The 23595-nt window shown below is 34.9% G+C and carries 19 protein-coding genes, 1 tRNA gene and 1 rRNA gene; 6 read left to right on the top strand and 15 right to left on the bottom strand.

All coding sequences use genetic code 11. The annotated features are described in order from the left end of the window. Positions 1–59 precede the first annotated feature (59 nt). Positions 60–290: a cytochrome b5 domain-containing protein gene (locus tag F5ESL0260_RS00625; RefSeq protein ID WP_110445406.1), complete on the top strand. Its 231-nt coding sequence runs from the start codon at positions 60–62 to the stop codon at positions 288–290. 62 nt (positions 291–352) lie between these two features. Here F5ESL0260_RS00625 and F5ESL0260_RS00620 read toward each other — a convergent pair whose 3' ends face one another. From F5ESL0260_RS00620 to F5ESL0260_RS00605, 4 genes are read right to left on the bottom strand one after another with little or no spacing between them, the layout of a single operon-like run. Further along, positions 353–1816: a glycoside hydrolase family 1 protein gene (locus F5ESL0260_RS00620; protein WP_122025485.1), complete on the bottom strand. Its 1464-nt coding sequence runs from the start codon at positions 1814–1816 to the stop codon at positions 353–355. Beyond that, positions 1806–2720, bottom strand: coding sequence for an ROK family protein (locus F5ESL0260_RS00615; protein WP_122025484.1), 915 nt, complete (start codon positions 2718–2720; stop codon positions 1806–1808). Before F5ESL0260_RS00615 ends, F5ESL0260_RS00620 begins: the two co-directional genes overlap by 11 nt. Before the next feature lie 22 nt (positions 2721–2742). Next, complete coding sequence (locus F5ESL0260_RS00610) at positions 2743–4311, bottom strand: family 78 glycoside hydrolase catalytic domain (protein WP_122025483.1); 1569 nt, start codon at positions 4309–4311, stop codon at positions 2743–2745. An 18-nt stretch (positions 4312–4329) separates the two neighbouring features. Continuing rightward, a complete protein-coding gene (locus F5ESL0260_RS00605; protein WP_370448570.1) occupies positions 4330–5517 on the bottom strand; it encodes an MFS transporter in 1188 nt (395 codons plus the stop codon). Between the two features lie 138 nt (positions 5518–5655). Here F5ESL0260_RS00605 and F5ESL0260_RS00600 point away from each other — a divergent pair, with 138 nt between their 5' ends. After that, positions 5656–6783: a helix-turn-helix domain-containing protein gene (locus tag F5ESL0260_RS00600; RefSeq protein WP_122025482.1), complete on the top strand. Its 1128-nt coding sequence runs from the start codon at positions 5656–5658 to the stop codon at positions 6781–6783. Between the two features lie 145 nt (positions 6784–6928). Beyond that, a complete protein-coding gene (locus F5ESL0260_RS00595; RefSeq protein ID WP_233557691.1) occupies positions 6929–7192 on the top strand; it encodes a type II toxin-antitoxin system prevent-host-death family antitoxin in 264 nt (87 codons plus the stop codon). Between the two features lie 225 nt (positions 7193–7417). Here F5ESL0260_RS00595 and F5ESL0260_RS00590 read toward each other — a convergent pair whose 3' ends face one another. The 8 genes from F5ESL0260_RS00590 to F5ESL0260_RS00555 all read right to left on the bottom strand — a co-directional run bounded on the left by F5ESL0260_RS00590 (position 7418) and on the right by F5ESL0260_RS00555 (position 17849). Continuing rightward, positions 7418–8443, bottom strand: coding sequence for an alpha-L-fucosidase (locus F5ESL0260_RS00590; protein WP_122025481.1), 1026 nt, complete (start codon positions 8441–8443; stop codon positions 7418–7420). Between the two features lie 9 nt (positions 8444–8452). Then, positions 8453–10429 (bottom strand): alpha-amylase family protein, encoded by a 1977-nt coding sequence (locus F5ESL0260_RS00585; RefSeq protein ID WP_122025480.1) that lies wholly within the window; start codon positions 10427–10429, stop codon positions 8453–8455. Beyond that, positions 10422–11633 carry an MFS transporter gene (locus F5ESL0260_RS00580; protein ID WP_122025479.1) on the bottom strand — a complete coding sequence of 404 codons (1212 nt, stop codon included), beginning with the start codon at positions 11631–11633 and terminating at the stop codon, positions 10422–10424. The genes F5ESL0260_RS00585 and F5ESL0260_RS00580 overlap by 8 nt, the downstream gene beginning before the upstream one ends. A 175-nt stretch (positions 11634–11808) precedes the next feature. Then, positions 11809–12810, bottom strand: a complete 1002-nt coding sequence (locus tag F5ESL0260_RS00575; protein WP_122025478.1) for a LacI family DNA-binding transcriptional regulator — start codon at positions 12808–12810, stop codon at positions 11809–11811. A gap of 319 nt (positions 12811–13129) precedes the next feature. Next, the gene (gene aroD, locus F5ESL0260_RS00570; protein WP_122025477.1) at positions 13130–13888 is read right to left on the bottom strand and encodes a type I 3-dehydroquinate dehydratase; all 759 of its coding nucleotides are present in this window, start codon (positions 13886–13888) and stop codon (positions 13130–13132) included. Between the two features lie 15 nt (positions 13889–13903). Next, complete coding sequence (locus tag F5ESL0260_RS00565; protein ID WP_046324097.1) at positions 13904–14818, bottom strand: shikimate dehydrogenase; 915 nt, start codon at positions 14816–14818, stop codon at positions 13904–13906. 40 nt (positions 14819–14858) lie between these two features. Continuing rightward, the gene (locus F5ESL0260_RS00560; RefSeq protein WP_122025476.1) at positions 14859–16628 is read right to left on the bottom strand and encodes an FAD-dependent oxidoreductase; all 1770 of its coding nucleotides are present in this window, start codon (positions 16626–16628) and stop codon (positions 14859–14861) included. A 21-nt stretch (positions 16629–16649) separates the two neighbouring features. Next, positions 16650–17849 (bottom strand): MFS transporter, encoded by a 1200-nt coding sequence (locus tag F5ESL0260_RS00555; RefSeq protein WP_122025523.1) that lies wholly within the window; start codon positions 17847–17849, stop codon positions 16650–16652. Positions 17850–18392: 543 nt separating this feature from the next. Between F5ESL0260_RS00555 and F5ESL0260_RS00550 the strand changes: the two genes are divergently transcribed. Further along, positions 18393–19307, top strand: coding sequence for a LysR family transcriptional regulator (locus F5ESL0260_RS00550; RefSeq protein ID WP_122025475.1), 915 nt, complete (start codon positions 18393–18395; stop codon positions 19305–19307). Positions 19308–19483: 176 nt separating this feature from the next. Beyond that, positions 19484–20323 (top strand): triphosphoribosyl-dephospho-CoA synthase, encoded by an 840-nt coding sequence (locus F5ESL0260_RS00545; RefSeq protein ID WP_233557690.1) that lies wholly within the window; start codon positions 19484–19486, stop codon positions 20321–20323. Positions 20324–20372: 49 nt separating this feature from the next. Here the strand turns inward: F5ESL0260_RS00545 and F5ESL0260_RS00540 are convergent, their stop codons facing one another. Next, positions 20373–22253 carry a flavocytochrome c gene (locus tag F5ESL0260_RS00540; RefSeq protein ID WP_122025521.1) on the bottom strand — a complete coding sequence of 627 codons (1881 nt, stop codon included), beginning with the start codon at positions 22251–22253 and terminating at the stop codon, positions 20373–20375. Positions 22254–22371: 118 nt separating this feature from the next. Between F5ESL0260_RS00540 and F5ESL0260_RS00535 the strand changes: the two genes are divergently transcribed. After that, the gene (locus F5ESL0260_RS00535) at positions 22372–23298 is read left to right on the top strand and encodes a LysR family transcriptional regulator (RefSeq protein WP_122025474.1); all 927 of its coding nucleotides are present in this window, start codon (positions 22372–22374) and stop codon (positions 23296–23298) included. A 78-nt stretch (positions 23299–23376) separates the two neighbouring features. Here F5ESL0260_RS00535 and F5ESL0260_RS00530 read toward each other — a convergent pair. Together F5ESL0260_RS00530 and rrf are read right to left on the bottom strand one after the other, a co-directional pair. Beyond that, positions 23377–23449 (bottom strand) — tRNA-Asn (locus F5ESL0260_RS00530). A 10-nt stretch (positions 23450–23459) separates the two neighbouring features. Further along, a 5S ribosomal RNA gene (gene rrf / locus F5ESL0260_RS00525) occupies positions 23460–23576 on the bottom strand. Between the last annotated feature and the right edge of the window lie 19 nt (positions 23577–23595).

Raw genomic sequence — 23595 nt, 5'->3', positions numbered from 1 at the left:
TTTTGCGACTATAATTGAGGTGACAATTAGTAAGTGTATTTGGAAAGGGGATATTTCCAATGGAAAAATTCACAAAAGAGTCTTTAGCAAAATATGATGGCAAAAATGGCAATCCAGCCTATGTTGCTATTAAAGGTGTTGTTTATGATGTAACTGGTAATCCGCACTGGACTGATGGTGAGCACCATGGCAATCTAGCCGGCCGTGATTTAACTGTTGCAATAGGACAATCACCTCACGGTGAGAGTGTTCTAGGTAAACTGAAAAAGGTTGGCACTTACGAAGATTAATTAACATAAATAGTAAAAAGCAGGCATATGTTTGTATGCCTGCTTTTTTGATGATTAATAATTTAATAATCTATGTCTTTTTCTGATAAATTATTACCATTACTCTGGATCACCCTCTTGTACCAATAAAATGATTTCTTTTTTAACCTTTTACATGAACCACTGCCGTCATCATGCAGATCAACATAAATAAGTCCATATCGTTTACTCATTTCTCCTGTTGACGAACTCACTAAATCAATACAGCCCCAAGGAGTATAACCAATTACTTGAGCACCATCATAAATTGCACCACTAATTGCTTCAATATGTTTTTTGAGATAATCGATTCTGTAATCGTCATAAATTTTATTTTGTACAGTTACTTTATCTTTAGCTCCGACACCATTTTCAACGATAAAGAGCGGTTTTTGGTATCGATCATATAGTTTGTCTAAAATCACGCGCAAGCCTATTGGATCTATTTGCCAACCCCATTGATTAACAGTTAAAAACGGATTTTTAACACTTTGGATTAGATTTCCTGGCACAATTTCTCGCTTATTAATCTTATCGATAGTATTAGATTGGTAGTAGCTTAAAGAAATAAAATCAACTGTTCCGTCAGCAATTTCTTTAAATTCAGTTTTTGTCCAGTCAATATTTTTCTCTGTCAAACCATAATCCTGTAAAAACCTGTGCGTATAACTAGGATAATACCCTCTTACCTGAACATCTGAGCAAAAGAAATTAAAATCTTGCTCTCTGTGTAAAGTTACCAGCTGATTTTCTGGATTGCAGTCGTAAGAATAATTAGCGGTAGAAAGAATCATGCATCCCATTTTAATTTCTGGAGCCAATTGGTGTGCAAACTTAACTATTCTGGCACTTGCTACAAATTGGTTATGCCATGCTTGAAAAACATTCTTAAAGTTTTTAGATCCAGTACGTGGTATTAGAGCCTGAGAAAGAACTGGAAAATGCAATGCAGAATTAATTTCATTAAAAGTAATAAAATACTTTACCTTATTTGCGTACCTGGACAAAATCACCTGTGCAAACTTAACAAAATAGTCAATCATTTTTTTGTTTGCCCAGCTATTTAACTTCTTAATCAAGTTTAAAGGAATCTCATAATGAGAAAGTGTAATAACTGGCTCAATCTGATATTTTAAACACTCATCTATTAAGTTATCATAAAACTGCAACCCTGCATTATTAGGTTTTTCTTCATCACCATTAGGAAAAACGCGACTCCATGAAATAGAAAAACGATAACATTTAAAGCCCATTTCTTTAAATAAACGAATGTCTTCTTGATATCTGTGATAGTGGTCAATACCAAAATGATTGGGATATTGATAGTTCTTTTCATCTATTTGCCAGTTAAAATCGTTACGATTAACTATTTTTAATCTATTTTTCCCTCCAGGCATTGCATCAACCGTTGAAGGCTTTCTACCATTTTCTAAATATGCACCCTCAATCTGAGATGCTGCAGTAGCACCACCCCAAAGAAAGTTTTTAGGAAAGTTATTATAATTCATTATCTTTATACTCCGTCTGCTGATTCAAAAAATTATATAAACCTCCATATAAGTTAGCGTCGCTCAAAAAAGTGGTAGTTACGATTTCCGGTAGTTCGATGTTATTAGCAATTTTGGGAGATTTTTCAACAGCAGTTAATAATTCTACTTTTATTTGCCTAAGCAAAACTGGCTGATTACTAATGCCCCCGCCAATTGCTACTCTTTGAATATCAATCACGCTATGTATATTTAAGATAGTAGTCGCAATGGCTGCACAATAGTTTTTAAATATAGTCCAAATCACCGGATCCTTGTTATTGATAGCCTCAAAAACTTTTTTACCATCATCAATATTGGATAAATTTTTATATTCTGCACATTTTTCAATCATATTTAAAGCAGAACATAACTTACCAACAATATTATTTTGATCAATAGCTCTTCCTAAAGTAATAAAACTTATTTCTCCAGCTTGATCATGAAAACCGCGCAAAATTTTGCCATTTACTATTATGCCGCCACCAACGCCAGTGCCTAAAATAATTACCGCGCCATTAGTTATATTATGCATACTACCGCGCCATATTTCAGCTAAAGTTGCAGCTCGGCCATCGTTTTCTACTTCAACTGGAACATGATATTTATTTCCTAATATGTGTTTAAAATTAAATTGATCAAGATAGTGTAGCGAGCCCCCATGATATACAATTCCGGTTTTAGAATCAACTTTACCTGGGACACTGACGGCAATTCCCTTAATGTTAACCAAATATTTTTTCACGATCTTATCAAGTGTTTTGACAAAATCAGAAATATTATCGGGTGTACTAGTATAATCTTTTGTTATTAAATTTCCTGACTTATCAAATAAGCCAAATTTAATATTCGTGCCGCCTATATCTATACTAAGATATTTACACATATTACCTTTCCCATCTTTTATCTTACTTATAATACTTCTTTAACAAGTAAATTGGTGTGCAACTCCACGCATGACAATAACTGTTTATTGCTAAATTATTATATGGCGAAAAGTCTAGATCATCTGGCTTAAAGGCTTCCCAAAAAGTATCTGCACCTAAGTCAAGCATGCCACCCCAATATTTTTTAATTAAATTTATAGCCAGCTCATTATTACTTGATTCAAAAAGCGCTGCGACAATATGATGATACATATATGGTGTAGTAATATCTTTAAACGGATAAAACTTTTTCATACTTGCAGCCATAAGTTGCTGGTTTTTTTCATCAGTTAAAATGTGAGCTAATACCATCCAAACTTGACTTGCTACGTTAATTTCTTTATTTTTACCACTAACAAAAAAGCCAGTTTTTTTATCATATAAATTATTAAGAACAGCTTCTACGATATCTTGTAGTTTTCTAGTATAGTCTGTCATATCTTCATTAACAACTTGACCCAAAGAAATGAACTGCTTAAGTGCATAAATCAAAATAGCAGTTGCACAAGTTGATTTATCAAAGTTATTGCCAGAATCAACATATATTGGCCAATCTGATTTTAGCTCAACTAAATTTTGCTTATTTAAATAAAGCAGTGCTTGTGCCAATTCCCGTTTAGCTGGAAGAAATAGATCTTTGACAGTTTCTTTGTCATGGTATTGTTGATAGTAATCAAACAAAGTTGAAATGAAAAATAAACCATAATCATATAAGAAAGTATCATCAGGAATAGGTTCTGAACCTGTAAATAAATTGCTGGTAATTCTGCCACTACTGGTCGGCAAAGCTCCAAATAAATATAAACAACGCTTTACTAAGTTTTGATCATTAAAGGAAGCATAATTTGCTAATGCCTGCAAGCGCAAATCACCCAGCCAGAGCCTTCGATCCCTTTTGGGACCATCTTCAAAAACATCTTGCATACAGTCCTGCAAAGTTTTTGCACTTACTGCAATAATTTTATTTAATTGGTCATCATCTGTTTTAAAAGTTGCTATATTGGCTAGTGAAACTGCACTCTTAGCTTCAAAAGCGGGATTATGGAATACAACTTTCCATTTAGGCGAAGTATCGACTACTTCTAGTTTGATATACCTGCATGAATATCTTCTATTTAATTTTAAAACTGTAGGGAGTTGGTCAACATGGATATAGTCTTCTTGAAGCCAGGATTTACTGAGTGCACCATCATACGGTTCTGTTATTTTTACAAACTCAATTGGTTGTTCAGCAAAAACCAAGTGTAAAAATAAAGGTGCATCCATTGGCGAACCCACAGAAGAAATTTCGACGCTAAAGTAGCCCACATGATGATTGCCTAAATCTAGAATAATAGAATCTCCTTTGCCCAATTTAATGTGACTAAGATTCTCCAACTTTTGATTTGAAGCTTCAATAGTTATACCGTCTATGCCCTTGCCTTTAATAACGGTTACCAGTTTTTGCGGTACTACCGTTTCTGTTAACAAAGGTTTTTGTGCATCTTTAGCTTTATCCAAAAACTTGTTATTTCTGTCAAAATCTATTTTTTTACCTGTTTGAAAATGCATGAAATTATCTCCTTATACTTAATTTGCAGTTTTTACTTTTCTAAAAGATGCTACTAATGTAATTACTGCCAAAGCAATTAATATTATTCCAGCATTAATAATAGCGAACTTGCCAGTTTTACCAATAAAACTACCTGCATATGGCGAAATGAATGAGCCAAAATTAGATCCGACTAAAGCTAAAGATGTATAAAATGGCGCATTTTGTGGTAAAGCAACTTCACTTATACGATTAAAAATATACGGGGTTACATTAGAAGCAGCAAAACCAGTTACAATATTTAACAAATAAATTATGCCCATTACTTTAGTAAAACCAATCATTATGAAACCCAGTCCGACTAAGGCTAAGCCAGCTGGTAATAAATATTGCCTTAAATGTTTGTATAAATAGCCGAAACACATTCCGCCTAATAAGCCAGCTAAATTATGAATACTCCAAGCTGTTGCTGCTTGAGGGGCAGTACCAATTTTGTTTTGAACTAAAAAGGTTGGCAATTTGACTGAAAGAATCATAAAACAAACCATTGCCATAAACATGAGGAACATTAAAGTAATAAGTAGTCCTTTTCCTGTTTGACTTTGATCTGATTTTTTACCATCTGTTTCAGTATTATTTTCTTCGTCTATGTAACCTTCCTTTTCAGGAACAGGTACGAAAATGACAAACAGAATAACAGCTGGAATAAATAACAAATAAACTAAATACGAAGCATGCCAACTAATTTTTAACAATTGTCCAGCAAAATAAGTCATAAGTGAGGTACCAACACCAGCAATGGCTGAGCGCCAGCCCATTAGTTTTGCTCGTTCATCACCTTTGAAAAAGGTCCCTATTAGACTAATTGCTAAAGGGTTAGCTAAACCAATACCTATACCCAAAACTGCACGAGAAACTAATACTACCATGTATGAATTAGAAAAAGCAGGAACAATTGAGCTCACAGCTGCTATTACTATACCTAACAGAGCTGTTTGCTTTTGTCCTATTTTTTTAACAATTACGCCACTGACTAGTACAAATACTGTCACAAACATTGAGACAATAGTCGTTAACATTTCTACGTTTGTTAGAGAAACATTACTAAAAGTCTTTGCCATACCTGGTATGGTAGCAGTAATAACACTAGCTGCTTGTTCAACAATATTTAAAAACAATAATGCAATAATCAACATTATTTTTCTTGTTTTAATCAATATCTTCACCTTCCAATAAATATTAATTCTGATCAATCCTAGTGCACTTAGATTCTGCAATAACTATAGTCAAAATTTCACAGAAATATTTGCTCAATATTAATATTTTTTGTATTATATTATTATTAAAGAAGGCGCTTTCAAAAAATGGATGATTTAAAGTACATATTAAAGCATTTTAGTTCAGCTTTTAAGCTGCCAATACTCTTATTTGATAACAAAAAACATATCATTAAAAAATTTCAAAATAGTTTGACCCCTGTTTTTCCGAGGTCATATTTGAATCACATTAATCCATTAGGTCAAATAAATACTATTTATTTATATGTTACACAAGAGCAAGACAGCTTCAGCGTCATTTATCTAGATAAGCCCCAAAATAATATCATTGTGCTTTGGTCTAGTTCTCACAACTTAAACAACATGAAAACCCTGACCTCTAATTTCACGGAAATAAATATCGAGTTGTTGATCGAGTATAGTACGATACTTTATTTTAGTATTTATCAGAAGAAGCCTATTATTAACCAGCCAATAAGCATCTTGAAACACGCATATCTTAGTAACAATAAAAACAATAAAATAGTGCAAAATGAAATTAATACTGATCATGGAAACTATTTAAAAGAGCAATCAATGATGAATGCTATTAAACTGGGAAATCCTGCTTTATTTGAAAGACAGTTAAAAACTTTTATTCCGAGCGGTTCACCTGGAAAAATGATTAAAGGTAATGATTTACGAGAAAAGAAGGACCTATTGATAGTATCAATAACTCTTTTTACCAGAGCTGCAATTCAGGGAGGGATGCGCCCCGAAGCCGCATATGACTTAAGTGACTTATGTATCCAAAAAGTAGAGGCTTTAAGTACAATTGGAAATCATTATGAAATAATGCTCGATATAGGTAAACTTTTTATCAAACATATTAGAATTAACCAAGGCTATCCGCACTTTAAGTTAATTTACAGCATTCAAGACTTTGTATACCATCATTTAAACTCCAGAACCAATTTAACGGACCTGGCTTTGCAGTTAAATTACTCCAAAAATTATTTATGTGCGACTTTTAAAAAAGAAACTGGTAAAACCATTGTTCAATACATAAACGAAATAAGGATCACTGAAGCACAAAATCAGATTATTTTTTCAAAAAAGAGCTTATCTGATATTGCTAATTCATTAGGTTTTACCAGTCCAAGCTATTTTTCTAAAACGTTTAAAAAATATGCGCACTTATCCCCTAAACAATACCGTAGTAAATTTCAAGCATAAAAATTCCGAAGTATACTCAAAAGATTACCGTATATATTTAGTATTTAAAAAGCTTATAGAATCCCATACCTAATAACTAGTTAGTGCCAATACTATAGAGTAATGAGAAATTAAGAAACAATATTTGTTAGAAGAAGTGTTAATTATGCTACAAATCCAACATGTTTCAGAATTAAGAAATTACAATAAAGTCCTTAATAAAGTTAAAAAAGATAATCCCGTCTTTCTTACCAAAAATGGCTATGGCAAATTTGCGCTCATAGATATTGAAGAATATGATGAATTTACTACTGCTCTTGAGCTAGTAAATAAGCTGAAAAAGCTGAAAAATCAAAGCACTATAATTTTGATGAAATTAAAGGAAAACTATTTAGCTAACGTTCTCATTAAAATTATCAAGTCCTTCTAAAGAATATCTTGAAAACCTAAAAACATACTTATTGACTAGATTAGGTGAAAAAGTAAAAAAAGAAGTTTTAGCACGAGAAGATTTCATTCCAAAAATCCAAAATTACTTTCATTAATTAAACGCATCCATTTAGGACGCACTCCCTTTATTGTATTAAATAGTTAAAAAATACGACCTCCGAAACTGACTTAATTTCGGAGGTCATATCATTGTTAAAACATTTTATTAATTTTCAACCAATTTTGCTGCAGCAGCAATATTTTCTTGGGCTGGTAAAGGAATTCTGCCTAAGCCATCAAGTCCAACATTTAAAAGATAATTGATTCCTAAACTATTTAAATGTTTGCGGTATTGGTAAATTGTTGCGGGAGATTTCCAATTTTGATCACGGTATGAAAAGCCCCAAGAATCATTAATTGTGCCAGCCGTTTCATATAAGCCATAAGGAGACGGTTTAAATCCTTCAATTGAATTATAATCAACATTTTGCTGGTTTTCTTCTTTGTCACTTGGAATTTCATTGTCACCAAGTGAAACATAATCATATTTACCATTACCAAGACGGGAATTGATTAAACAGTTTGGCTGCAGTTTTTTCACCGTGTCGTAGACTTCCTGACTCTGAGCCTCAGTCAAAGTCATCGGTACATCAAACCAGGCTGTAGCTATCTCACCGTAATTGCTCATTATTTCCTTAATTTGGGGTATGATTTTGTCATTAAAACACTGAGCAAAGTTCTTGTTTTTCTGTGGAAAATCCCAGCTGTTATCCCAAGTAGTACCAGCTGATTCGATATCATTTGAAAGGTAGCCGCCACCGTTAGGTTCATGCCAGTCTAAGTCTTGTGAATAATAAAGGCCAAATTTTAAACCTGCCTTTTGGCAAGCTTCTGCCAATTCTCCGATTACATCCCTGTGAAAAGGTGTCGCGTCATAAACATTGTATGGGTCAACTTGTGAATGATACATTGCAAAACCATCATGATGTTTAGTAGTAACTACCAGGTACTTCATACCACAATTTTTAGCAAATGCGACAATCTTATCAGCGTCAAAATAAATTGGATTAAAAGCTGTTGCAAGTTGGCGGTACTTAACAATAGGTATTTGCAATTTAGATTGAATCCATTCGGCATAATAACTTGAAGATTTTCCTTCATATTCACCAGCAAGAAGAGAATATAATCCCCAATGAATCATCATGCCATATTTAGCATTTTTGAACCATTCAATATTATTATTTTTATTCATATACTTCTCCTAACATTGTATTTTTACAATTTCATAGCCGTCAATTTTGGGAACAGTAAAGCTAATTTTGGTATCATCTTGGTGAAAAGCAATTTCTTGATTTTGCCTTATAAGTTCGACCTTTTTGACTTTTCTGTTTCCTACTAAAACTGTAAAGTTTTGATTTATCAACTGTGTTCGTTCATCAATAGTATATAAATTAACCGCATTTTTCTTTAGAGGATAATCTAATAGGTGTAACAAAAACTTATTTTCATTTGATGAGTAATGTAACTGTGCTGACAGGCTTGGTTTATCTTCTGGCTTAACAACATACCGATCTGGAAGTAATATGTTCAAAGCATCAGAGATGATTTCTTTTACCCACCGAGGAGCATAGTCACGATAAATCTTGAAAACAGGATGTGAAAAGTAAATGCAGTTTCCTTTCATAGTAGCTGCTGGTACACCTTTTTTGCCTGTGGAAGGAGCATGTTTATGGCCGTAATAATATTTACCTTCACGGTTAAAGTAGGGTTCACGTGTTTCCAAAATAACTTTTGAGCTAATTGGTTCAACAGCCATTCCCTGCTCATACATAACATGTTCTTCTTGAGGTAAATTACGTCCTATTTGTGAATTAGGATAAATATAATCGCGATCCCAGAAAGAGTATCCTTCCATTAAATTACCAGTCAGAGAGTTTTCGTTGTAAACTCCTTGATCCATTGACTGGTATGACAACAACACCTTGCCACCATTTTTGACATAATTTTGTAGTTTAGCAAAACTTTCTGGGGTAGCTTTAATTTTGTCTGGCAGAATCAGCAATTTATATTGAGAAAAATCTGCTTCTAAGTCTATGATATTAAATTGATATCCCAGTTCGTCGAGGACTCGGTTGGCTCCGATAAGGGATTCGTCTAAAGTCATACCGTTGTCCCATATGCTTTCCGGAGTAACTACAGCAATTTCTGCTAAAGGCTTTGTATTTTCAAGTTCTGGTTCTAGTTGTTCTACAGTCTTATACACATGGCCAATTAATTCATAGGTAGCAGGAGATAATTGACCACTAGGATGTAATTGGTCACCAATTGAACACCCTGCACCAAAAGACAGCATTTGAAAAACTTCATATTCCAAAGCTTCTTTATTTTTAAAGGATTGAAAATCACCCCAGGATGTATGAAACTTTCCAGTCATACCGATAATGTCCTTACCCAAGGTCCTAGCATATCTATCCACTAGAGGAAAATTATCGTAGCCCCAGTTTCCACCAGGAAGACTCTCTATTTCAAGATGTGAGTAGTAACGCAGTGAAGTTTTAATATAAGGTCCAACATGAGAACCATTATAAAAAATAGTAGCATTCTTAACTCGTTTATGAATTAGACTGGTCATTTCACGTTTAAACTCTTTTAGCATTAAATGACAATACCGCACACGTTCACTTTCAATTGTGTGGTCGATACCTAGACGAGCCATTTCTTTTCTGCAATGTTTGCAATCGCATGGCACTAGGAAAAAAATATCAAAGAAGAAACCATCAATGTTCTCTGCTCCAATACTGTCTATCACATCGTTAACATGGTCGAACAAATAATGACGATAATCGCTATTTAAACATAAAACATCATTAAAATTAGGTTTTTCAATACCTATATTAATTCTATTGCCTTCAGGATCTCGGCAGAGCCATTCTGGGTGATTTAGCATGCAATATTCATCCCATTGACATGTAGAATAAATAGGAACTTTTATTCCTACCTCATGACAAGCTTTAATTTGTTCTGCAAGCAAGTTATGATTGACTAGTCCTGGATGAATCATTTCAGGATGATTTTTAGAATTATACCAGAGATACCCATGATGATCCCGAGCAAAACAGGTAATGGAGTTGACATGAGCTTTTTTTAAGGTTTGAGCAAACTCATGACTGTCAAATTTTTCACCAACTTTAACATACGGACTAGTGTGAAAATCCAAGTGAACAGTTCTTTTACGCATCTTTATTGTCTCCTTTAGCTTTATTTGCTAACATCAAATTTACAATCAAAAATACCACACCAAAAATAATCCAAATAAGTGCTGAAATGATCAGACCCATTTCAGGGCTATAATTATGGAATAAAGCTCCTAAAAATTGGAAGATAAATGGAGCAAACGTTCCACCGATATTAATTCCAAAGATAACTATGGACGTACTCAACGTCATTGAACCTTTTGGCGAACTAAGGGCAAACAATTCAGTCATATGAGGATTCATAATGCCCCAGAAAAAGCCGGAAATCATAATGCAAGCGCCAATTAAGTAGGAATTGCGCGAAAATAGTGTAGCTCCTAATGCAAGACCAGCAATGGTAGCACTAAACGCAGTAGTATTTTTCTGCCAGACATGATAAATGTATTTATAGAGCAATCCTGAAACAATAGCTGCAATTGGTAGTAAGCTTAAGATAAAGCTTCCTGTACTACTATCACCAATATGATTATTAACAATGTAGCTTGGAATTTTAAGACTAATTCCCATATAACTAATTTGCATAATGCCAAACAAAACCGCATAGCCAATTATTTGCCAATTAGTTGTCTGCTTAATCTTTTGCTGATCGACATCTTCGCCCACAGTAACACTATAGTTATCAAAACGCTTAGGTATCCAAACCAGCGTCATTATGAACGGAATAACAGCTAGAGCAAATACCCAGTAAGCAGAATGCCAACCAATTTTTATTAAATAACCAGCTAAAAAGAGTAAAACGGTACTACCAATATTAATAAAAGAGTTTCTGTAACCTAAAAGCTCATTAGCTCTTTTTTCTTCATAAATATCAGTGATATATGAAACACTTAATGGAGTAAGAAGAGAGATCCCTACTCCTACCATTATTCTGGAAAATAAAATTAACCAATAATTACCGGTAAATACTGGAATAACACCACAAATTGCAGTGATACCTAATCCCAGCAATGCCAACAGTTTTTTGCCAGTAACTTTTTCAATAAACCCAGCAAGCAACGGAATAAAAATTCCAGAGAAGCTCGGAATAGTGACAATCAGCTCTACGGTAGAAGTTGGCATGTTAGCAAAATGCTTTTCCATTAAAGGAATAGTACCACTAATAGCTCCTGAAGTAGATAAAACCAGAGAAATACCCATAATCGCTATCATTAGTTTTTTACTCTGCTGAATAACACTTTTGTCATCCATAAAATTTCTCCTTACTTAAATAAGTAAAATTTTTAAAACTGGTTCATTTTTATAATAAAATATATTACGAAAATGAACCCTAAATGTATCTAAACAATAAAAAGCTTTTAATAATTGAACCGGTTCAATTACACAATAATAATATTACTTTTAGAAATTAATTGCAATCGCTTTCTTAAAAGTTTTTATTTATGACTGAATCTCGCCAAATAATTTTGGCTTTGAAAAGCTTGGTTTGGTAGTTCAAGTCAGCCGGATTAGTAATTTTTTGTAAAATTATTTTCCCGATTTCTCTGCCAATTTTTACGACTGGTTGTGCTACAACAGTTAGCTGGGGCTTTATCACTGTAGAAATATCATAATCATCAAAGCCAATAAAAGAAATATCCGTAGGAATTCTGAGGTTCAACTCATTTATTGCTTGAATAGCTCCTATTGTCATATAATAATTTGTGGAATATAGTGCGGTTATTTTGTGGCTATTTTTAAGTAAATCTAAAGTAGCATCATAGCTTGAATCTTTAAATGAACTTCCACTCGCTATTAACTCGTGATCAAAAATACCATATTTTTTCATTGCAGCAACATAACCGCGCAATCTTTCAGAGCCAACATACCCTTGTTGTCCACCCGAAATAATGCCAATTTGTCTGTGACCTATTTCATAGAGAGATTCAACAGCTTCAACAGAGGCATGATAATTATCCAGCAATACTGTATCGCACTCAAACCCAGATATAGGAGTATCAACAGCTACTACCGGGATTTTTTTCTTCCGGAATTCTTTTAATATGGGCACTGCTTGTTCAACATGAAAAAGAACGATGCCATCTACATTCCTTGAGTATAGAAATTTAAGTTTTTCGTTTAACAATTTTATATTGTTTTTATAATCAGCAATTATTAATTCATAGTTATTTTTTTCCAATAGTTCTTCTAAAGAAGTGACTATGGATGCAGCAAAAATATCTGTTAAAGCATTTACCACAACACCTATTGCATGACTTTTCTTTGTTTTTAAGCCCTTTGCTAAATAATTTTGCTTGAAACCAAGTTTCTTAATAGCTGCAGCAATTTTATCCATATTTGTTTTTTTTAGAGTATATCCATTCAAATAGCGCGAAACAGTACCTAAAGACACACCTGCTTCTTTCGCAACATCACGAATTGTAGCCAACTGATGATCTCTCCTTACATTTATTTTAAAAGTTTAATGATTTACAATAAAATAGTATTCTTTTGCTCTAAACATTTTATCATTTAAAGTTTGAATATGCTTTCAAATTACTTCTCTTGATAATTGTACTCTTGTACTGTCTCACAAAAAATAGACATTATAATATTACTTAGTTACATATAAAATAAAATAAAAAAATCTTATTATATAAACCGTCTTAGTTATTTCAATTTTTACTATTCAAAATAAAATTTGTACACAAAAAGCTAACTTTATCAGAATATAAAGTTAGCTTTTTAATACTATTATTACATTAATTTTAATCCACTGCCAAATACTTTTCCGCATTCCGCAAATCTGCAATCGACAGCTGACCTGGTGCAGAAGTTTTGCCAACAGCACCAAAGGACAAACTAGAACCGAAAACTTGACCGGCTACTCTAGTAACTTTACCAATATCGCCCATGGCCATAGTAATCAAGGGATTAGCAATTTCTGCATTCATTTCCGTCGTTGCTGCTAAAAGAGTTAAAACGTCAGTAGCACTATGAGGCATGCAGGCTAATTTAGGGACGTCTGCACCAAGTTGAGCCATTTTTCGTAAGCGAAATTCAATTACGTCTTTAGCAGGCACCTTTTCAAAGTCATGGTTACTCATAATTACTACGACATTGTAGTCATGAGCTAAGTTTACTAAAGACTTTACTCTTTTTTCCGTGTGGAAAAGTTCAATATCAACTGCATCACCCAGCCTATTAGTAACGACATATTCTATTAAATTTAAATATTCGTCTTCAGCCAGACTGCAGACCCCACCTTCATTTTTAGTGCGAAAGGTGACCAAAATAGGCAGCTCGCCCACTTCCTGCCGCAATTTCTTGGCAGTAGTATTTAGCTTGGCAAAGTCATTAACTCCCGCAGCATAATAATCAATCCGCCATTCCATTAAATCAGGTTTGGCAGACTTAATCTTTTCAGCTGCAGTCAAAATTTCTTCTGTGCTTGTTCCGACATTAGGTACGGCAATTTTGGGCAGCCCTGCACCTAAAACAGTATTTCTAATCCTTACAGTAGCCATTAGTTAATCCCTCAACTAATCGTTGTCGTCTGAAAATATAATCTCACGAATATAATCAGTTGGCATCTCTTTGCCTGTCCACAGCTTAAATGATGCTGCACCTTGATCAATCATCATGCCGATACCATCATAGACATGCTTAACTCCGGCCTCTTGTGCCACTCTCATTAACTTAGTAGTTCTTGGAGAATAAACCGTGTCAAATACTACCATATCCTGATGGAACCATGATGGATCTGAAACTAACGTCTTATCTTCAAACGGCTTCATTCCGATGCTAGTTGCATCGCAGTAAATATCACTTTCTGCAATTGATTGTTTGAATGCTTCCTGATCAGATAATTCAGTCAGAGAAACCTTGCAGTCAGTGTTTTCACGAATAGTTTTAACAGTCTTTTCAGCTTGAGGCCAATTTTTATCTCTAATGTTAAACATTCTAATTTCCTTAGCACCATCTAAAGCTGACTGAACCGCTATCGGTGTTGCAGCACCACCTGCACCAGTTAAGGTCATAATCTTACCTTTAATATCAAAGCCTTCATCTTTAAGTGATTGCACAAAACCGATACCATCAGTGGTGTAGCCTGTCAAAACGCCATGATCGTTCACAATAGTATTAACAGCATCACACATTTTAGCAGCAGGTGATAATTTATCGAGGTATTGAATAACCTCTTTTTTATTAGGCATCGAAACGTTGGAACCACGCATATCTAACGTGCGAATAGCGTCAACTGCGCCTTTTAATTTATCGTTGCCAACTTCAAAACAAAGATAGGTGTAATTCAAGCCCAGCTTAGCAAACGCATTATTGTGCATTGTTGGTGACATTGAATGCCGAATAGGATAAGCCATCAATCCAATTAAGTAGGTATGACCATCGAGCCAGCCAGTAATAGGACCATTAACACCAGTAATTTTATTAGTCATCATTTTTCTCCTTTATTAAATTTAAAATAATTATTCTATACTAATTTTTAGAAGCACCAGACACTGCATCAGTTGGATCAGGTGCAGTCTTTTCCAATTTTTGATAATTGGCATTATCAGCAGCCTCTGTTCCGGCCACAAAACCTGAAGCATAAGACCAAGAATTCATCATACTGGGCATTGAATCATGACCGTTAGCACCGCCAACAATCTCTCCGGCGGCATAGAAATTGTCTAACGCTTTTAAATCTTGGTCTAAAAGTTGCATACGCTGATTAGTTTCATAACCACCAAGAGTAGTACAAAAGCGTAATTTCTGCTCAATCACAAAGTAGGTATCGCCTTCATATTTATGCATAAACTGACAAGGGCGACCAAACTCAGGATCATTACCTGAAGCTACAAATTTATCATAGTCAGCTAAAGTCTTCTTGAGGTTTTCATAATCAATGCCGGCTTTTTGAGCCACCGTCTGCAGGTCTCCGCTAACTAAAATCGGACTCTTCTTGCCGTCAAGATCGAAGAAACCTTGCACTTCGTCTTTATTAAAACCATATTTAAGCAGCAATTCATAAAATCTGTTCCAAGTTCTTTCATCCATTACTACAAAAGCGATTTTATCCTTTTGTTCAGCAATGGCATCCCTAAAGTGAGTGTATGGGGCAGATTCATTTACAATTCGCTTACCACTAGTATTAACAAAAATAGCACCCATGTCCGTCGCTTCTTTTGTTGAATAGGTGGTTAATTTGGCAATACCAGGCTCAACTTCTAAACCATGGGGATAAACTTTATACCAGTCAAGATTGCGGGAAGCCAAATTCATATTTTTAGCAAAAGCGAAATAATCACCAGTAGAAGTCATTGGACCATAGTAAGGAATATTGGTCTTATGTTTAAGGTAATCACGCGCACCCCAGCCGCCAGCTGCCATAACTAAAGATTTAAAGTTTACGGTAACTGTTTCGTGCTTGCCTTCAGCAACTAATGAGACAAGCTGGTCCTGTTTGTTTTTATTAAGTTGCTCCACCCGAGTTTCCAGTAAAATTTTACCACCCTTTTTGGTAAAGGCATTTGCCACTTTAGAAATCAATTCATAAGAACTTTCAGTGGGCATTTCAATTTGGCGGTTAACAGAATGCTCAATAGTTTGTGTTTCGGCCTTTTGATAGGTTAGGTCCGCAAATTCAGTGATAAAGTCAACTGCTTTACCAATATTTTGCGCTAGTAAATCTGAAAGTAAGGGATAGTTTGTCCCCCGGCATTCTCGGGCAATATCCTGAACTAAAAGCTGCGGAGAATCTTTTTCTGCTTGCTCACCAAATAAAGTAGCTGCTAATTTTGAACCCGTGCCAACTACGTTTGAGCCATTTAAAATTGTAGCTCCACCGAGATAGCCATTTTTTTCAAGTAAAAGAACATTTTTACCCATTGATAAAGCCCGAGAGGCAGCCATTAAGCCAGCCATCCCTGAACCAATTACGGCTACATCTACATCATAAGTTACATCTTGATGTGACTGATTGCTAGGCTGAGAAGCAATATTTACACCATTTTCTTTTAAGGCCTTCTTCCCAGAGTCAAGCATGGCTTGCGTCATAATGGAAGCACCGGAAATAGCGTCAACAGCGAAACTTTGATTATTAATAATATTCTCTTTTAATTTACCCACAACCTGGTTAAAGATACCCGGGGTTTCGGCAGTTTTGGTTACCTTGATATCAGTAATTTGATTGTCTTCGACTTTGATATCAAAGTCGATTTGACCATTTCTGCCTTCTGCTGTTGCTTTAATTGTTTTTTCTGACATAAATTCACCTTCTACTTTATATTAATTTTTGATATTGAAATTTTTACTACGACTAATCAGGACAACACATAGAACCACCGAAATGACCGTTATCACTGTAGTTATCCAAAATACCATCAATGTACTTGCAGCATTGGCCTTTAATACAAACGCAGCTATAAGTGGTGCTACAAAGTAAACTACGGCTGGAGCAAAACTGTAGTATGAAGTAATTTTTCCGTGACTTTGGGGAAAATAAGAAGTCAAAACGGAAAGTGCAACTTGCCAGACTCCCCCTGCAGTAAAGAAACCGACAGCTAAAGAACCTATTTCACCAGCTAGCAGGGACGGTTTTAAGACCATCAATAGCAAACCAAGAGCACTAATAGCCGAATATACCATAATCAAATTCAACCTTTTTACCTTAGTTACTAAAGCTGAGGTCACAAACACAGATATTAAGGAAGCAATCGAATACCATGATACAAGCTGGTTGGCGTTAGCAGCGGGCTCATTTAACACGTACTGCCCATAGTAGGGAGCATAAAGAGAAAAAATATAGAATGTAAAACAAATCGTAAAACCCAAACCAATAATCATTAAGCCATCAATTGCTAACTTAGGCTGATTCTGCTCACTAACACCAGTTTCTTGTTTTTTCTCTGTTGCAGGTGCGGCTTTTGCTTCAGCTTGTGGAGCAAAAGTCGTCTTTATTGTAAAAACAACATCCAGTAAAATAATAATAACTAATATTAACGCTGTAATCTTAGGATTTTTAATTATTTTTACGCAAAATGGAAATAACATTTGCATGACTTGCATTGCGGCTTTAACAAACGAGTTCATTGTGGCTGTTTTGTCTGGAAAAGCATCTGCTAGTGCAGGATAACCGGCTGTATCGCCAAATGAATTGGTTGCACCGAAAAACATTGCTGCTAAACCAGCTATCCAAATATTGTTTGCAAAAGCAGCACCAAGAAGAAAAATTGCATCGCTTAACAGTGCAATTAATAAACTTCTTTTACGACCAATCTTATCCGAAATAGCACCAGCAAATAGAATTGTGAAAATTCTACCCAAACCCACCATTGCAATTACAAGCGAGACTTGGGTCGCACTGGCATTCCAAGAATGCGCCAATATTTCTCTGTATTGACTAATAAATAAGGTAGCTGCGCCCACAACTGCAAAATGGGTATAAACAGAAGCAGCAACGCCACTATAACTTTTCCCTTTTCTCATAGCTTTACCTTTCAAAATTAAGACTGCTGATAATCTCAAAAATAAATATATCCTATTAAAGCTGATACGAATAATTATTTTTGGTTACGGAATTATAAAAAATAACTATAGTTAAAAGTGCTACTACAACAATATTTTTCATTTTCATAATTTCAGATTATTAATTTTTAGGCTCATTTTGAATAGCAAGTTGTCTTTATACCAATAATTAATTAATATGTTTATTGCAAAAAATAATAGTTTACGCATATAAAAACTGAACCGTTACTTTAACTCAAAACTATTTTTTTGAATTATGTCAATTAATTCTTTTGCAGCAGTCAGATAAAGGAAACAAAAATGTAAAGTTTAGCCGTAAATAGTTGCCAATAATAAAAAAGACTCATTAGTTAAAAGCGTCAAAACATAGTAAAATTAACAATAACGTATGAATATTAATTTCAGCAATAACAATATAAATAAATTTTGTAAAGGCTTTATCAAGCTAAGTATAGTATTTATTAATATGAATATTGAATATAAAAATAATTTTGAGGTAACATCATGAATCTAAATCAGCTTTATTATTTTCGTGAATTAGCAGATCAAAAACAATACACAAAAGCAGCAGACAATTTGTTCATCAGTCAACCTACCCTCTCGATATCGATTAAGCAACTGGAATATGAGCTCCAATGCAAACTGTTTAACCATAATGGACGTTATGTGCAATTAACTGAATATGGGCGAATTTTTTATGATACTGTAACCAAAGCTTTAAATACTTTAGACCGTGGTAAAAAGCAGATTGAGCAGCGTATCAGTCAGGATCAGGGCAATATCCATATTGCCGGTATACCTACAGCAATTGGAACTATATTGCCCCACTTAACTAAGCAGTATCAACAAGAAAGTAATATTTCCCCTCACTTCATCTACCACGATAATCCTTCATATCAAATTTGCGAAGGTATTAAAAATGGTTGGTATGATATTGGAATTTCCTCATTTGTACCTGAATTTAGTTATTTTACTTATATTCCCCTTTACACTGAAGAAATTATTGCTATCGTTTCAAAGGAAAACAACTTGGCTAAAATAACAGAAATTACGCCTGCAGAATTACAAGGCGAGTCAATTATTACCTACTCTAAAAAAATTCAGATTGGTAAAGACATAACTAATGCTTTATTGGCGACTGCATCTGATCTAAATATCACGAATAGACTACATGATGAATTAGCAATTGCAGGACAAGTACTGACCAATGACATTGTCGGCATCGTTGCCAAAACTATTTATCTGAGTGGTTTCGATATTCACATTATCAAACTGGATTTACCTAAAAATACCCGTCAGGTTTATTTAGTTTATGATTCCAGTCAAAATTTCTCACCAGGAACTGTTGATTTCATTGACTTTCTTAAAAGTCATAAACCAGATATTCAAAAAATTGTTGATAACATTCCTGTCAACTAAAATCTAAAAAAATACGAAGCTAAAATGACGTAAAAAGCAAACCGAATATCTATCAGGAATTAGTAAATGATATAGTAGAGGGGTCTTGAAATAGGATATACTGATATTATGGCAAAGAGATATAACATAAAAATTATTAAAATCGTTCAACAAGTTGTCAAAGAATTAATTAACTAATGAATCAAACCTATAATATGACTAATTTAATTACCCAAAGCGCTTTACGCTCGCTTTTGTATGAAGTTGTTACTGAACCCAAACCTGGTCTGGTAGATCCTGGGAGCTCAGGCCCACATCCCGATATGGATATTTATACTTTTATTGACAGCTCTATCAGTTTAAAATCGTATTTTGTCGATGCCGTTAAAATTGGCCAGACTTTTCACTCAACTGATTTAACCCAAATGTTTCAGCAATTAAGGCAAAGAGGCATTACTGCTGAAAAAGAAATGTTTACCGCTACCCATGGTGCCAATACCCATAAAGGAGCAATTTTTGCATTAGGAATTTTTGTTTGTGCCGAAAGTTACAGTATGACAAACAAGACCGAACTGTTTCTTACTATTACCAAGATGTGTAAAGGGCTTGTACAGCATGATTTAGTTCAAAATAATGAATTACAAACAGCTGGTGAACAAGAATTTGTTAAATATAAAATAGGCGGAGCCAGGGCACAGGCAGAGCAGGGCTATCCCATAGTTAGAGAAGTGGCATTGCCTTTTTTAAAAAGCAGTACTGGGACTGTTCAAACCAGGCTTCTTGACACATTAATGAAAATAGCTACAGTAGCGGTTGACAGTAACCTAATTAAACGGGCCGGAAATTATGATGTAGTTAAATGGCTCCACCAAGAAGCAACAAAATATTTAGATCTTGGCGGCTATGCTACTGCAGCTGGAAAAAGGCAATTGCAAAAATTAAATAAAGAATGTCTAGTACATAATTACAGCTTAGGCGGCTGTGCAGATTTACTAATTGTCACCATTTTTGTTGCTTTTGAAAGAGGATATATATAAAAAAGGAAGGCTAATCGCCTTCCTCTTTTAATAGAATCAAAATATTTTTTTATTTTTCCGATGCACCAGTCACGGCATCATTATGTGCAATTTCACCGCATGCAGTATCGGCAGCGATTCTACCAAAGGTAAAGATATCAGCTAGTGAATTACCGCCAAGGCGATTACCAGCATGCAAGCCGCCAGCAACCTCGCCAGCAGCGTAGAGGCCGGCAATAACCTGGCTCTCTTTATTTAATACTTGCGCTTTTGGATTAATCTTTAAGCCACCCATTGTATGGTGAATAGCTGGCTTACGAGGCGTTGCATAAAATGGGGCAACTTCACATTTAAGGTTAAATGCACTTTTACCAAATTCCGGATCGTTACCAGCATCAACGTATGAATTATACTTTTTAATGGTATTAACCAAAGTAGCAGGATCCATACCAGCTTTTTCGGCTAGTTCTTCAAGAGTATCAGCTTTTAATAATGTGCCGGCTTTTACCTGAGCCTCAAGTGATTCCTCAGTTGTGTTATAGGCAGTAGCCTTTATTTTTTCATCTGCTATTAAGTAGAACAAAGTGCCATTAGCAATTGCTGCCTTGGCTAAAGTATCACGCTCTGCAAACTCGTTAACGAAACGTTCACCCTTTTGATTAACCATAATAAAGTTTTCAGGCGGAGTTTGGATACCGGTAAATAATTCACCAGTCTTAGGATCAGAAACTGGCATTAATTGAATGAAGCCCATACCTACTAAATCAGCGCCGGCTTCTTGGCCTAAAGCAATGCCATCACCTGTTATCGCTGGTGAATTGGTAGTAGCAATGTCATCATCAATGTGCTTCCAGTAAGTGTTGTATTTTTGTACCATTTTAGTATTTGCACCAAAACCGCCAGAAGTCAAAATTACTTTTTGGGCATGAACAGTAACCTTACTGCCATCGTTTCCTTGGGCTACAACACCTGTAACTTTACCGTCTTCAATAATTAAATGCTGTGCCCTAGTTTCAGTTAAAACCGTAGCGCCATGATCTTTTATCCAATCACCTAAAACGTGAATAAATGCATAGCCCATAGGTTCAACCGGCTTATGACCGCGGCGCCATAAAGCTCCAACCGGCATAGTGACATCAGAGCGGTCAAATTTTACTCCTAAATCAGTTAGCCATTTAACTGAATCAAGTACGTTATTGACAAGCTCGGTAACTAAAGCATAATTGCCATGAATTTCATTACCATTTAAGTCAGTTCTTTTGCCACCTAAATAAGTCTGTATTTCATGTAGTAAAACCGAATCAAAAAGATAATTTTCTCCTGAATCCACATAAGCCTTAATTTGCTTTTGCAATTCTTTAAAATCATCACGGTATTCTGGATCAATTTCAGCAATTGGAGTAGCGGCTAATTTTTCCAGGCTTTCTTTTTCACCTGGTAAAGCCTTGAACTTATTTTGCCATTCTGGTTCAGCAGCGTTTAAAGGACCACCAGCCCTAGTAGTATTACCACCGATTTGAGGGAATTTTTCCAATACTATTACTTTTTTACCATTTTGAATTGTTCTTGCGGCTGCCGCAAGACCAGCCCCGCCGGCACCGATCACCACAACATCAGTTTGGTATTCAGCGTCTGAACTATTAGCGGTCTGAGGTTTTGGCCTGTTTAACCATTCTTGTGCGTCTCCACCGGCCTCATTAATTGCCTGAGCCACACCATCGACTACTCCATGGCTGGAAATAGTAGCTCCACTAACCGCATCAACATTTAAAGTTTGATTAGCAATAATTTGCTTTGGTAAACGTTTAAAAACTTCATCGGCTACTCCTGCAGTTTCACCACTTGAATCTATACCTATTTCTTTGATTTTATCTTCAGAAAGAGTCACTTCCATAGGCATAAAACTAGAACCATGACCTTTAGCCTTAACTTTGTAAGTACCAGGTTTCATCATTAATATACTTCCTTTCTTTTAATACTCATCAGTTAAATTTTACTAACTTTTTCGGGCAAAATGAAATAGTTTTAAAGTAAAAAGATTATAATAAAATTGTTATTGGAGGTAAAACATGAATGACCCTGAAACAGTTTTACATTTTATTGATGTACTACTAAAAGAAAGTAATTTTACACGAGCAGCCAGCGAACTATATATTTCACAGCCTTATTTAACGCAACTAATTAAAAGAATAGAGCGGAAATTGGGAACTAAGATAATTGACCGTGAGTCAATTCCATTCAAGTTAACAGAAGCCGGAATAATTTATTACAATTATTTAGAAACTAAAATTTCCAACAAACAAAAACTGACTGAGCAATTAATACCATATGTATCACCTAATCAAGAAGTAATTAGAATTGGTGTTTTAGAAAGTCTAGGTACATTTTTATTACCCGAATTGCTGCCTAATTTTATGTTTGAAAACCCTCATATTAAAATACAATTAGCAGAAAACTTTCCCAGAGTGAGCGAAACGCATCTATTGCATGAACAAATAGATTGCTATCTCGGTCAAACTCCTGAATCACTTAATCAAGGACTAGACTTCTATGTCAATGGTGGTGAAAACTATTTTGTTATTATTTCGCCAAGATCAAAATACTTTAAAAAAGGACGATTTATACTCAAGCCGCAGGAATATGACATTAAAGATATTTTGCAAGAGCCTTTTGTTGTCAGTTCAACTAATTCTGCTATACGTCACCAAGTCAACGGTGCGTTTCAAAAATTTCATATCAAGCCTAATATTATTTTAGAAAGCAGTAGTATTATCACTGCCACAAACTTAGCAATAAAAGGTGTAGGATTAACTATTTCCGCTGCCAGCATAATCAAAAGAATGGCACAGACCCCTATTAACTTACTTCCTGTTGATCATAACTTGATCCAAATTAAATATTTCATTGCAGTCAAGCATGGACAAGAACTAAAACCAGGGTTAAAGAAATTAATTTCAGCTTTCCAAAAGCTCAAAATTGAACCTAATATCAAATAGGACATAATAATTAATCCAGGGTATTTAAATAATCAGGCACAAAAAAAGAGGACCTTTCCAAGTCCTCTTCTCTCTTTGCTCCGGCTGTCAGACTCGAACTGACGACATCTTGATTAACAGTCAAGCGCTCTACCAACTGAGCTAAGCCGGAATACTAAAAAGCACGGCAGCGTCCTACCCTCGCAGGCAGTCTCCCACCAACTACTCTCGGCGTGAAGAAGCTTAACTGCTGTGTTCGGCATGGTTACAGGTGTTTCCTTCTTGCTCTTGCCACCGTACTTTTTTCCTTGTGAGCTT

Source organism: Lactobacillus sp. ESL0260, from assembly GCF_003692935.1.
Taxonomy (GTDB): Bacteria; Bacillota; Bacilli; order Lactobacillales; family Lactobacillaceae; genus Lactobacillus; species Lactobacillus melliventris.
Note: the sequence above shows the minus strand (reverse complement) of the source record. Positions and strands in the feature narration are given on the sequence as shown.